12 protein-coding genes are annotated in these 12,680 nt (G+C 38.8%); 6 read left to right on the plus strand and 6 right to left on the minus strand.

From position 1 onward, the window contains the following. Positions 1 to 681: 681 nt before the first annotated feature. From STA7437_RS23400 to STA7437_RS23425, 6 genes are all read right to left on the minus strand, one after another. On the minus strand, positions 682 to 2,127 hold the full coding sequence (locus STA7437_RS23400; RefSeq protein ID WP_015212099.1) for a helix-turn-helix domain-containing protein: 1,446 nt from the start codon (positions 2,125 to 2,127) through the stop codon (positions 682 to 684). 295 nt (positions 2,128 to 2,422) lie between these two features. After that, positions 2,423 to 2,710 carry a hypothetical protein gene (locus STA7437_RS27235; protein WP_015212100.1) on the minus strand — a complete coding sequence of 96 codons (288 nt, stop codon included), beginning with the start codon at positions 2,708 to 2,710 and terminating at the stop codon, positions 2,423 to 2,425. A 38-nt stretch (positions 2,711 to 2,748) separates the two neighbouring features. Next, the gene (locus STA7437_RS23410) at positions 2,749 to 3,189 is read right to left on the minus strand and encodes a hypothetical protein (protein ID WP_015212101.1); all 441 of its coding nucleotides are present in this window, start codon (positions 3,187 to 3,189) and stop codon (positions 2,749 to 2,751) included. Positions 3,190 to 3,305: 116 nt separating this feature from the next. Next, positions 3,306 to 4,277: a copper resistance protein B gene (locus STA7437_RS23415; RefSeq protein WP_015212102.1), complete on the minus strand. Its 972-nt coding sequence runs from the start codon at positions 4,275 to 4,277 to the stop codon at positions 3,306 to 3,308. Next, positions 4,278 to 6,194, minus strand: coding sequence for a copper resistance system multicopper oxidase (locus STA7437_RS23420; RefSeq protein ID WP_015212103.1), 1,917 nt, complete (start codon positions 6,192 to 6,194; stop codon positions 4,278 to 4,280). A gap of 166 nt (positions 6,195 to 6,360) precedes the next feature. Continuing rightward, entirely contained in the window at positions 6,361 to 6,711 is a 351-nt protein-coding gene (locus tag STA7437_RS23425; RefSeq protein WP_015212104.1) for a hypothetical protein, read from the minus strand. A gap of 429 nt (positions 6,712 to 7,140) precedes the next feature. Here STA7437_RS23425 and STA7437_RS23430 point away from each other — a divergent pair, with 429 nt between their 5' ends. The 6 genes from STA7437_RS23430 (at position 7,141) to STA7437_RS23460 (ending at position 12,594) form a co-directional block, all read left to right on the plus strand. Next, a complete protein-coding gene (locus STA7437_RS23430; RefSeq protein ID WP_015212105.1) occupies positions 7,141 to 7,707 on the plus strand; it encodes a DUF2808 domain-containing protein in 567 nt (188 codons plus the stop codon). 35 nt (positions 7,708 to 7,742) lie between these two features. After that, positions 7,743 to 8,084, plus strand: a complete 342-nt coding sequence (locus tag STA7437_RS23435) for a hypothetical protein (protein ID WP_015212106.1) — start codon at positions 7,743 to 7,745, stop codon at positions 8,082 to 8,084. Between the two features lie 358 nt (positions 8,085 to 8,442). Continuing rightward, on the plus strand, positions 8,443 to 10,110 hold the full coding sequence (locus tag STA7437_RS23440) for an iron uptake porin (RefSeq protein ID WP_015212107.1): 1,668 nt from the start codon (positions 8,443 to 8,445) through the stop codon (positions 10,108 to 10,110). Positions 10,111 to 10,981: 871 nt separating this feature from the next. Next, complete coding sequence (locus tag STA7437_RS23450) at positions 10,982 to 11,575, plus strand: hypothetical protein (RefSeq protein WP_015212108.1); 594 nt, start codon at positions 10,982 to 10,984, stop codon at positions 11,573 to 11,575. 324 nt (positions 11,576 to 11,899) lie between these two features. Next, positions 11,900 to 12,280, plus strand: coding sequence for a hypothetical protein (locus STA7437_RS23455; protein WP_015212109.1), 381 nt, complete (start codon positions 11,900 to 11,902; stop codon positions 12,278 to 12,280). 83 nt (positions 12,281 to 12,363) lie between these two features. After that, positions 12,364 to 12,594 carry a heavy-metal-associated domain-containing protein gene (locus tag STA7437_RS23460; protein WP_015212110.1) on the plus strand — a complete coding sequence of 77 codons (231 nt, stop codon included), beginning with the start codon at positions 12,364 to 12,366 and terminating at the stop codon, positions 12,592 to 12,594. Positions 12,595 to 12,680 lie beyond the last annotated feature (86 nt).

Consider the following 12,680-nt stretch of genomic DNA (forward strand, 5'->3'; position numbering starts at 1 on the left):
CCATTATTTATTTAGAAGCCTTAAAACCAGGACACAGCAAGCATTTAAATTCCCATAGCTTTCTTTACGCCAGTTATTTTGGCGCAACACAAAATGGATCTCGAACGAGATCGCCAATACAATTCCGAACAAGAAAAGATACAATACTAAGTGTCAGTTAAATATTGTTTCTTTAATTATTCAAAGAAAGGAAAGGGAGCTTAGATGCCTACTTATGGGTCTAGGCTCTTTTTTCATTTATTGAAACAAACCGAACGGAATTATTTTTAGGTCATAGTTGTTTGTCAGATAAATATTGCAACTATTATTTTGCCAGATCGTAAAAATGCAAGTGTTTAGGAGTGTTTAGGAGATTCTCCTAAACACTAATTTTGGTGTCTAGTGGCTGGAATGCTTGCTAAGTAAGACTTTTTAAAATAAAACGATTCCGAATAACCCCAAAACGATTCCGAATAACCCCAAAACGATTCCGAATAACCCCAAAACGATTCCGAATAACCCCGAAGTGTTTAGGAGCTAGAAATACTGCCAGATATAATGTTTGGGCTTTGTTAAATTTTATGACTGTTTAGGAGCTAAAAAACGTTCCTAAACACTAAAAAAATCTTTTCACAACAAAAAAACCCTTGATTGAAGGGCTTTTGAGCTATGTGAATATATTGTTTATCTGGTTGGTTATGTTTATATGCCTAAATAAGTTAAGAGTTTTATTTTTAGTTCGGTGTCAACTGGATGGGGATAGCAACCGTTTTCAATTTGAGATAGACGAGAAGGTGAAATATGAAGCTCTTTAGCCATACTTCTCAAACTTTCTCCACTGGCTTTACGAGCTTGTCTAATTTGTTTACCAAAAGCTAAAGAATTTTCATCAGTAGCTGCTTCTTCAGCTAATTTTTGTTTTTTATTTTCTTGAGAATAGACAGATATAGATTTTGTCGGGCGTTCGAGAGTTATTTCTGGTTGTTGTAGAGTACCATTGCACTTGAGCCAGATATCAAACCAACATTTTGGCTTATTGATTTTGCTATCTGGAAGAACCCATTGAGGAACATTTAAGTCGTAGACAAAACTGTAGGGATGCTCAAAATTCGCCAAGATTTTAAATCCTCGGTCAAAGCTACGCTTTAAATTTAAAGCAATGTTACGCTCAACTTTAGCTATTTCTATTTCATTTTCATAACCAATATGTTTTAAAAGAGTCTCTATTTGATAATAATCTCTGTAACTATTGGATTGTAAAGCAAAAAGAGCAAAATAAGCCAATCTCAAAGCCATTTTTTCCTGGTAAGGATCGAGCTTTAGTGCTTCGCTAGTTAAATATCCAAATTCTCGTAGATATTCATGACCAGCGAATTTTTCAAACCATAAACCAGGACGATAGGTGATTTCGATATCAATTAAAGGAGATTTACTATTAGTATTATCTCTAATAATGTCGGTGACACTGTAGATTTCCCACAAATTAGACCTTTCAATGGCAAATACTCCTTTGCTACGTATTCGCCATTCTTTGACCCAAACCTCTAGTCGCTTAAGCAAATATACATGATGGGCAATTTGTCTCAATCTTTCTTCTTTAGAAAAATAACGGGTAGGTTTATTGTTTATTTTCCGTTCTGCTTTAGGAATGTATCGTCTCTTTTTTTTATCTTCACCAAAGTCAGACAGTAGCTTAGAAGCTGATATTTTTATTTCTTCCTTCCAGGCTTCTGGTTTGCGGAAAGCAATGGCAGCTAAGGCATAATGTAATTTAAGGGTTTGTTCGCCAAATTGATGGGCAATTACTTCTTTGGTTTGATAAGCTACTTCGGCAAAGTCAGTCAGGTCAAATCTGTCTCGAATTTGTAACTCGACTCGACCAGAGGAAAAATCTTTTCCTCCGTTCAAGCTGTTATATCTTAATGCCCAAAAGTCCATTCCCGTGACTCCTGCTGTGTAAACCGTGTCAGTTATTGCACTACTAGGACATTCTTCGTAGAATCTATTCTGACACAGTTGTGCTTCTGTAGGCGATCTTGTTTCTTTTTTATAGATCTGAGAATTGGATTGACTCTTGATACTGGACTCATGAGAGTATTTCTTGTTTTTGCCTCTTTTGTTGCTAATTTTAGCGTCAGAATGTCCCATTGTTACGCCGAATATAGGAGAGTTAAAGTTTAGCTGGAGCTAATTACTTGTTTGTCTTAGCTAGCATTTGTCAGAATAAGCCACAAAAAAAAGCGAGAATGCCAGAATGAGCATAACGCAGAAATAAAATCTATATTTACTTTTTTGTTTTTTTTGCAGATTGGCTTAACAAAACCAATCAATAATTGGTTGCAATCGCAGTTTTTCGGCAGATTTACATTGGCTAAGTTGGCAGACAAATATTAAATCAGAATGAAATTTTTTAAGCTGATATCAAAAATTAACGTGGAAAACGTCAATGCCTTCTGCGTACTTTTTGTCTAATCTGGAGCCACATGATTATCCCCGTAACAACTAGCATTAGAACCCCAAAAGCATTAAGAAGAGGATAGATAAATTCCAAGTTAATCCGCCCAAATTTTCCTCGATGGAAATCTAATAGCCAGAGAAATTGCTCTCCTTTCCCCGTAATAACTGCCACTTGAAACAGAGAGCCAGTAATAGATGTTAATAGTATGGGAAAAAACATGATTGGCGCAAACCAAAAATGAATGTGGCGCAAGCGGGCTTTGTTAATTGCCATGATTGGTTATTTTTAGTACGCAATTGCTAATTTATAGTTTATTTATGAAACCATCTTTTAAGAGCAAACAGTAGAAAAGGACTCGCTACCAGCAAAGCAAAGAGAGATTCCCCCATAATAGGTAGCGGACTGGTAGGTATAGATTGTGATGTTGTAATCTGGGGGTTGGGAACTGGAGCTATTGTTTCGTTTTCAGTAATAGTAGGTTGTTCTTCAGTAGTTTTTGGAGAGTCAACCAAACTTTCTCGATCTGAAGACATCTGTGGTGTATCATGATCCATTTCTGACATATCATGGTTCATGGATGAATTATGAGAAGGTGATTGCTGGTTATTTATTGTTTGCGGTCGCTCTTGACTTTCTACTTTATCTGAATGACCACTATGAGCTAGTAAAGGTTTTGTTTGTAAGCTCAGTCCTGCTATACTCACAAAACTAATAAGAGAAGTATTGATTGTTGTCAAAATACGTTGAGTCATAATTTACCTTTGTCTGAGGATTGCATTTACCAAGTTGACAAAAAAAAATGAAATTAGGATGACATGGGAAGATTATACAGTCAGGATGGAAAGTCTAAAGCAACGATGAAAACAGTTCAGAACAAGAGCCTCAAACCACCGACAAAAGAAAAGTTATCCGTACTCTCACCTTCTTCTTCTGCTAGCTCCGCAGTGTCGCCAAATTTGCGCGTCCAGTTAATACCAACATAGGGGGCAAATTTACGACTGATTTCGTAGCGCAATCGTAATCCTAGCTCAAGATCGTTGAGTCCCGAACCAACACCAAATTCTTCTACTTTTTGAATAGCAATATTGGTTTCAAATTCGGGTTGTAAAATTAATCGTTGAGAGAGAAGTAACTGGTATTCAGCACTGAATCTTGCGGAAACATCCCCATCTTGACTGACAAAAAGAGAACCATCCACTTCAAAGAGATAGGGAGCTAAACCTTGAATACCAATAACTCCAGAAGCCCTTCCTGGTCCACCATCAGAACTATATACCTGGTCGTATTTTATTCCAGCTTGAAAATCCCAGTAAGGAGCGATTAATTTACCATAAAGGAGTTGTAGCTCGGCTTCTCCATCACCGCTTTCTAAACCAACATCTCCTTCCGTTTTAATCCAAAGTCTTTGATAGTCACCTCCAATCCAGCTTAGAGCATCCCAATTGAAGGTATCTTCCCCATCATTGCCACGAAACTCCAGTTGATCGACCAATAGCAGCCAAAATATTTGACTATCTTCTACAGGTTCGGGCCATTTTTCTTCGTCAATGCTCTCAGAAGTTTGATTATGGCGCTGTGATAACTGCCATTGTTCATAGTTGACAATTTTAACAGCAGGTTCGATGGATTCGTTGATTAAAAAGCTTTCGGTTAATTTTGGCAGTTTATTTTCTGGTGGCGTGTCAGAATTATCTACTTCCAAGTTAAATGTTTCGATGCTGACTTCTGTTTTAAGCTGTGGCAATTCCCCTGCTTGTATTGCTGGAGCATAAGCCAAAACGCTGATTATACCTAGTAATCCAGTAAGAGTGGAACGGTAATCTGTACTGTTATTTTTCACCTAGCTTGCCTCCAGAGGGCGATCGACAACAGCTACGGTACGAAACATCCCGATCTCCATGTGGTAGAGCAAATGACAGTGAAATGCCCATTTACCTGGCGCATCGACGTTAACTTCTACAGGTAGCCTTTCAGCAGGTTTGACATTGATTGTATGTTTGCGGGGTTTATATTCTCCTGCGCCATTATCTAATTCCATCCACATTCCGTGTAGATGAATTGGATGTTCCATCATGGTGTCGTTGACAAAGATTAAGCGCAGTCGTTCTCCATTGTAAAATGTGATTTCTTTGTTTTCTGAATATTTCTTACCATCAAATGACCACATATACCTTTCCATGTTGCCAGTAAGATGTAATTCTAGTTCTCGTTCTGGTTTTCTTTGGTCAGAACCTGGCTTTAAACTTCGCAAATCAGTATAAACTAAGACGCGAGTTCCCGTATTTTCTAAACCAACACCAGGTTCATTTAACCGACTTTTTACCATCATTGGCACTGCTGCATTTCCTAAACCATGATCGTCAGAACCGTGAGGAACTCCTGTATCCTTACCTGACATATCGGGATTCATAGTAGAACTACCATTCATGCTCGACATATCGTGGTTCATGTTGGAATTACCATTCATGCTCGACATATCGTGATTCATGTTGGAATTACCATTCATGCTTGACATATCGTGATTCATGTTGGAATTACCATTCATGCTTGACATATCGTGATTCATGTTGGAATTACCATTCATGCTTGACATATCGTGATTCATAGTAGAACTACCATTCATGCTTGACATATCGTGATTCATACCTGATGATCCGTGATCCATTCCCATATCTGCCATACTCCGCAATGGACGTTCGCGACGTTCGGGTAGAGACGCGCTTAGTCCCTCACGAATTGCTAATGTGCCACGAGCATAGCCACTGCGATCCATCGTTTCTGCAAAAATAGTATAAGCTTGCTCTTGTTGAGGCTCTACAATCACATCATAAGTTTCGGCAACACCAATACGGAATTCATCGACAGCTACTGGTTGTACATTTTGACCGTCTGCTTGCACGACAGTCATTTTGAGTCCAGGAATGCGAACATCGAAGAAAGTCATTGCAGCAGCGTTAATAAAGCGAAGTCGTACTTTATTACCAGGTTGAAAGAGTCCAGTCCAGTTGGAATCTGGTGCCAAACCGTTCATTAAATAGGTGTAGGTTGCTCCAGTAACATCGGCGATATCGGTAGGATCCATTCGCATCCCCTTCCATGCCCAATCTTCGGATAAATTAGCGATGGTTCTTCGTTGATAATTGTAGTAAGCAGGCATTTTTTTGAGATTGGCAAGAATATGGTGGGGATTTTCAAAAGTCCAATCGGAAAGCATGACGACATAATCTCGGTTATACTCAAAAGGTTCGGGTTCATTTGGGTCAACAATAATCGGACCAAAATGCCCCAGTTGTTCTTGCATTCCACTGTGACTGTGATACCAATAAGTGCCACTTTGGGTGACGGGGAATTGATAGGTAAAAGTTTCTCCTGGTTTAATCCCTGCAAAACTTACACCAGGTACTCCATCCATATTGGGAGGAAGAATAATGCCATGCCAGTGAATTGATGTATCTTCCTCTAACTGATTTGTAACCTGAATCGTTGCTGTCTGACCTTCCTTAAGACGTACCAAAGGTCCGGGTATCGAGCCGTTAACTGTCAAAGAAGAGGCACTTTTTCCTGCAATTGGGAGTTTGGTTTTTTGAATTTTTAAGTCAATGGGATCGGAATATTCAAATTTAGTTTTTGACTTGTTTGCAGCAACGACTGGTTTGACATATGCGGGGAGAAGGCTATCGAGTCCCAGTGCTACGCTCATTCCAGCAGTGAAACGGATAAAGTTTCGTCTATTGAATGTACTAGATTTATTGTTCATTAAAGTTATAACTCGATAAAGATAAAGCGATCGAGTGAAGCGTTTGAGAAAATTTTGAAATTAAACTAATAACTTGAGCATAGCTTTGCTGATTTGGCTATTTATTTGTCTATAGATAGAACAGAACATAATAGACAAATAGACAGGATAAGCTTTTAGAAGCTATCTATTTAGCTGGCATTGGCGAATTGTTTGGCATTGGCATCTCATCCTCTCCAGAATTCATCATCTGTTCGTGATTCATCTCTGTATTAGAGTTATCGTCGCACTGTTGCATCGACATTTGGTGTTCTTCTGCACTCATCTGTTCGTGATTCATCTCTGCATTGGAGTTGTTGTCACATTCCTGCATAGGCTTTGATTTTTCATCAGAATTCATCATTTGTTCATGGTTCATTTGGGATTCATCATTATTTTGGTTGGTTGATTCTGCTGAAGCTATTCCATTACCAATCCCTACAGCTACAGCCGTAAACATTGCCATTGCTATTAGTCTTACCTTTGAATTAACGTGCATATGTCTATCTTTATAAAAAAGCTAAGAAGTTTTCATACTTTCCAATTATTGATGATAAAAATGAAATCAGCATGAAATTAGATTTACTTTAGATTTTATTTATCTGTTTGGAAAAGGTTTTGATAGCTTTGATGGTATTTTTTTGTCTATATCTTTCGACAGGTTTTTAAAAATATTAGTTAGCTATTGTCGATTCGGAAAAAAAACTTTATATCGTCCGAAAGATATAGTTTTAATCAAAGCTTAACAATGTCATTCAAATGTCATTTTTATATCCGAATATTGGATATATAGGCTACAGACAAAAAAAGTTAAAACTGCCGATCGCAAACTTTAGCGTTTTTCAGAGTTCGACGATACCAGTAAATCTGGCTCTCTTTATTTTGTAGTCTTGGCAAAATATTTTATTCAATAATCGTGAGGTTTATAATGACCAAATCACTTATAAAGTTTTCCCTGGCTAGCATTGCTTTAATTGCTGGGGCTATCTTACCTATATCTTTATCTACTAATCCAGTTTCAGCAGTCGAGTTACCTAATGGAGAGGTTGCTTTTAGCAAAGGTCCACGTCTGACTAGAGCAGCTACTACCTCTAGAAGTAGAAACAGCCCGATCGCAACTTACCAATTCACTATTGAAGTACCTGAAGATGCTCAAGAAGCTTTAGGTTCAGTAGTAATCCAGCAAAGAAGTGGAGGCGATACAGTTACGTTTAAAGATGATAAAAGCTCTGCTTTTTTCGGTGATAGTTTAGCTGGCGGTTCTGATGTTTCTCTCGCTGCTGTGGGCGGTGATATCGAGCAGCAGCCTGGTGAGGCAATAGTCGTATTTGACCAGCCAATTGAGCCAGGAAATACGGTAACGGTAAGGGTAAAACCAAAACGTAATCCCTCATCTGCGGGAGGGTATCAGTTTGGCGTTACTGCTTATCCCGAAGGTGAAAATAGTCGTGGACTGTACTTAGGTTCTAGACGCATCAATATTAACAACGACTAATTTACAAAAATAAAGAAAAAAAGGAAAAATAAAAAATGAAAACTACACTTTTAATGAGCTTGTCAGCTTTGACTCTATCTCTAATGGCTACCCCTACATTAGCTAAAGAGATCTCCCAGAACAATCTGGGATCGACTGATAGCATTGTAGAAATTACACCTTTCGATCTGGTTTATAGAGCTTATCAGGGTGATTTTACCAATTCAGGAATTCCAGGATACGCTAAATTTATCACGGCAGTCAATACAGGAAAAGTCAAAGCTGAAGATTTGGTTGAAAAAGCGATCTCCAAAAGAAGGTTAGCACCAGAAACCATAGACGATCGCGGGTACATTAATAGTGTCAATAGACTCATGCAGACATTGGATGAAAACTGATGACACAATTAGCTCGATTCGACCGTGTCTGAGTCCGACCTGTGTATCTAACCTAAACCATTTACGTGTCATCGTGATTTCATATTTACCTGTCAGACTAGAGGGGGATGTTAATTCTTAAGTCTTAATATCCTCACACATTAATAAATAAACTTCAGTGATTTTCTACTAGCTAAAGATTTAAAAAGCTTGGGGAATTTCACTGAGTTTTTTTATGTTTTTTGGCAATACTATTCCAAATGTCATTCTAATTTCATTTTGTTGTGAGATTTTGAAGTAAAGAAACCTCGGTGTAATTCTCATTTTAAAAGTTAAATTGAGAACTGAGTTTTTTGGTGTGATTCAGTGTGAGGAAATAATGGTACAACTATCTTGGTCTAATTTAAGATCGATATCTGCGATTTTTGCAACCGCTTTTTTGTTCGGGCAAAACTCGGCATCAGCACAGATCCAGCCTAATGCTTCGATATCAACTTCAGAACAGAGAAATCCAGCACAAGCTCAACCAGGTAATAATTCTGAGACTCTCATAGAAAATATAAGACAATATAGCAATCTAGAAACGTCGAATACAGAATCGATGTCTCAGGTAACTAACGTCAATCAGTTACGGGATGTATCTCCTACAGACTGGGCTTATGAAGCTTTACGTTCTTTGGTAGATCGCTATGGTTGTATCGCAGGTTTTCCCAACCAGACCTATCGTGGCAGTCAACCATTGACCCGATATGAATTTGCTGCGGGACTAAATTCTTGTTTAAATCAAATAGAGCGATTAATTGCTAGCAACGAGTCAGTATCTCAAGAAGATTTGGAAAGTATGCAAAGACTGGCTCAAGAGTTTGAAGCCGAACTAGCAACTTTAGGGGGGCGAGTTGACGAGATAGAAAGCCGTACTGCGGTTTTAGAAGATAACCAGTTTTCGACGACTACCAAACTAAATGGAACGGTTATTTTTAATGCTGGTGGTGCTTTTGGCAGCGAACTACAGGCAGATAGCGATGTTGCTCTTGAGGATGAGTTTACTCTAAGCTATCGAACGCGATTAAATTTTGATACTAGCTTTATGGGCGAAGATCGTCTAAGAGTTCGGTTACAGGCGGGAAATTTTAATAGCTTTGCCGATGCTACGGGAACTGATATGGCTCGTTTGGCTTTTGATGACAGTAGTGAAAACAGTATAGAAATTAACGATTTGTCCTATCGTTTTCCATTAGGAGATAATATCAGAATATGGTTGGGAGCAAATGGTACTGATTTAAACGATTTCGGCGATATCCATAACCCTTATCTAGAAAGCACAGATACAGGATCTCTTAATCGTTTTTTTAATTACAATCCCTTTATTTTCAGAACGGGAGCTCAGCAGGCTATTGGTGCTAATGTCAAATTCACCGATTCTTTGGGTTTAGATTTAGCATATCTTACTGGAGATGCTGAAGAGCCAAGTGAAACCAATGGACTATTCAACGGAGACTATACGGCTATCGGTCAGCTAAATTGGAAACCAATCGAATCACTTTCTCTCGGTTTGGCTGGAGGTTATTCCTATTATCCTGGTGATGACGTTAACCTCTCTGGTAGCACTGGTAGTTCTATTGCCAGACAACCCTTTGGTGAAATTCCCACTTCTGCTATACGGGCTGGTGTCCAAGGAAGCTGGGAAATTAATTCTAAGCTTAACCTTGCAGCGTGGGGTGGTTATATTAATGCCGAAGCCAAAGACGATTTTAGGGATGGTGATAATGCCGATCTTTGGAACTGGGTAGCCAGTTTATCTTTACTAGATTTAGGTAAAGAGGGTGCTATTTTTACCGTTGCGGGCGGAATGCCTCCCAAAGCAACTGATGTTGATGGAGGTACGGCAGATCTAGATACATCTTATATCATCGAAGCTCAATATAAATTTCCTCTTTCGGAAAACATTCTGATTACTCCAGGAGCTTATGTAATCCTCAATCCCAATCATAACGAGAATAACGATTCAATCTGGGTCGGAGCAATCCGTACTAATTTTAGTTTCTAATACCTTTTGAGAACGAAGCGAAAATTCTTGAGAAGATATAGAGGATTTCCAGAGGTAAAGCAAAAATCCTTTATATCTTCTTAATTTTGTAGGCTAAAAGGCGAAGCATCGGATGCCGATTCTATCGGGTACAGATTTATTCATAGGTTTATCGCTGCTGAGAGAGCATTAGCACTTTTTGGTAGGAGTTAAGGAGGGGGATGACTGCTAATCAGGAGATAAAGATAGTTCATAAGGGTAACGAAAAGATAGTCATGTTAGGCGATCGTGTTCTGGGCTCGTACTCCCGAACGGATGAAGGGTGTTATGTTGCCAAAGCCTATGGAAGGGAAATGATAACTAACCGAGAGTCAGTAGTCGTCAGGTTCATTAAGCAAGTCTGGAATATTAAGGGAAAATAACTGGTTTAAATAGTACATAAAGAGAAAGTTAATTATCGGTACTGATTACTATTTGTTAAGCAATCCCTTTTTGTCATCCTGATTTCATATTTGGGTGAGATTTTTAAGGAAAGAGCGTTGAATTTAACCCTCTTTATTTTAAAGTCAATAAAAAACTTTTCCAGGTTTCCGATTTTTAGGGGATGAAGTAAGCTCTCTAGTTAAATAAAGAGTCGAGCATCAACATGACTAATGTAATTAAGGTAGATAAATAGAATAAATAATAGAAAAAATAAATTATGTGGAGTATATATCTTAAAAATTCGTATTTATAGCTATTTTTCTAATTTGCTCACAACTTCTTCAAATTTTCTCTTTAATTTGGAATTAGAAACAATACAGTTGGCAGAGATAAAAAGCGTATTTTTCTAATTTAACTAGAAACCAGAGCTTAATCTCACAAGACTGACAAAGTAGTAGGAGAAACAAAAATGAGCATAATACTAGTCAGTAAAACTCTTAAAACTGCGGTTGTGGCTGGTGCGGCTCTACTAATATTGAATCCTAGCCCCTTATGGGCACAAAAACCATCTGAGGAATTAGCTCCAGGTTCTGGAGTCACTCCTTGCGAGATGACACCCAATCAATCTCAGACCAATCGACAGTGCCAACCAGAAATGGCGCAACAGGGTTCAATGATGGGTTCTGGCAGGCATGGAAGTGGTGGTTGGGGACACGGCTCTCAGTACGGCAGAATGTACGACACCAATAGCGTTGAAACCATTAGCGGAGAAGTGGTTAGCGTAGATACTTTTACCCCGATGGGAGGGATGTCTGGTGGCATGAATCTGCGGTTGAAAACGGACGATGAGACAGTTGACGTTCACTTAGGTCCAGCCTGGTATCTTCAAAACCAAGATATCAGTATCGAGCCCAAGGACAGGATCGAAGTGAAAGGCTCAAAAGTCAACTTTAATGGGCAATCCGTTATGATGGCAGCCGAAGTTAAGAAAGGAGATGCAACCTTGATGCTAAGGGATGAAAGTGGCTTTCCCGTTTGGCATGGTTGGAGAGGAAATCAATAAGTTCTCAACTCCAAGCAACCATTTGGAAGAAAGGGAATACAACCTTGAAACTGAAGGATGAAAAAGGTTTTCCCTTTTGGAGTGGTTGGAGAGGCGATCGAGTTAATCGTCGAGATCGAAGCAGGATTGAATCCTTAAGCAAGCAATAACCTTTGACGATTTGTTAAGCTCTCTAGAGCGTTTCATTCTGATGTCATTTTTTTCTGGAAATGTGAATAGTAGATATTCGACCAGAGAGTTAATCGGAGTTTTTTTAATTTTTATTTCAGCGACTAAACTCTCTAATCGACTAGAGAGTTTATCATAATCTTAAGGGAAATGTAAATGAACCTAATCGGTAAAACCTTTAATAGTGCTGCGTTAGCTGTCATGGCATTGCTAATGCTAAATACAAATCCATCTTGGGCGCAAACAACACCGAAAATACCAACAACGCCTGCTGATACGACCTCAGAAATGCCCATGACTCCAGAGCAAATGCGACAACAGCAACAACGAATGATGGGTCAAATGCAAGAGAGAATGGGTCAAATGAATCAAATGATGGCTCAGATGACCCCAGAAGAACTACAACAGCACCATCAACAAATGATGGAACACATGGAGCAGATGATGGGACAGATGGACAAAATGATGGAGTGGAATAGCTCGACAACAGAAGATGATTCTGGGATGTCTGGGAATCCCAACCACCACCCCAGGTAGGGAATAAAGGAGTCAACAACAGTAATTTTTACCGCATTAATCTCAAGTATCTATCCTGGCATTTCTATTAGTGAGAGTCAATTATGAGTGAAACAAGTCGGCTGCAATTGGAAAATATGATGTGTGAATTTTGTGCCGAGACTATTGAACGAGCAGTTCAAAGTCTGCCTGGGGTCAGTAAATGCGAGGTCGATATGGCAACCAAACAAGTCACTATCCAGCACAACTCGGAGCGCGTGAATTTAGAGAGAATTCAGCAAGCTCTAGCTAAAGTGGGATATAAATCACAACCATTAACGTCAACTTTGCCCTAAAGCGAGCTATCGTAACCCATGATCTCCGACAAAACTACTTTGTAGACAATCTAGATAGTTTAGAGTCAAAAAATAGTTAATAATTT

The sequence above is a fragment of the Stanieria cyanosphaera PCC 7437 genome, assembly GCF_000317575.1.
Lineage (GTDB): Bacteria > Cyanobacteriota > Cyanobacteriia > Cyanobacteriales > Xenococcaceae > Stanieria > Stanieria cyanosphaera.

Coding starts and splice junctions, on each gene's coding strand:
- STA7437_RS23420 (WP_015212103.1), bottom strand. CDS start 6,194: ATGAACAATAAATCTAGTACATTCAATAGACGAAACTTTATCCGTTTC.
- STA7437_RS23400 (WP_015212099.1), bottom strand. CDS start 2,127: ATGGGACATTCTGACGCTAAAATTAGCAACAAAAGAGGCAAAAACAAG.
- STA7437_RS23410 (WP_015212101.1), bottom strand. CDS start 3,189: ATGACTCAACGTATTTTGACAACAATCAATACTTCTCTTATTAGTTTT.
- STA7437_RS23435 (WP_015212106.1), top strand. CDS start 7,743: ATGAAAACTACACTTTTAATGAGCTTGTCAGCTTTGACTCTATCTCTA.
- STA7437_RS27235 (WP_015212100.1), bottom strand. CDS start 2,710: ATGGCAATTAACAAAGCCCGCTTGCGCCACATTCATTTTTGGTTTGCG.
- STA7437_RS23450 (WP_015212108.1), top strand. CDS start 10,982: ATGAGCATAATACTAGTCAGTAAAACTCTTAAAACTGCGGTTGTGGCT.
- STA7437_RS23455 (WP_015212109.1), top strand. CDS start 11,900: ATGAACCTAATCGGTAAAACCTTTAATAGTGCTGCGTTAGCTGTCATG.
- STA7437_RS23425 (WP_015212104.1), bottom strand. CDS start 6,711: ATGCACGTTAATTCAAAGGTAAGACTAATAGCAATGGCAATGTTTACG.
- STA7437_RS23460 (WP_015212110.1), top strand. CDS start 12,364: ATGAGTGAAACAAGTCGGCTGCAATTGGAAAATATGATGTGTGAATTT.
- STA7437_RS23440 (WP_015212107.1), top strand. CDS start 8,443: ATGGTACAACTATCTTGGTCTAATTTAAGATCGATATCTGCGATTTTT.
- STA7437_RS23430 (WP_015212105.1), top strand. CDS start 7,141: ATGACCAAATCACTTATAAAGTTTTCCCTGGCTAGCATTGCTTTAATT.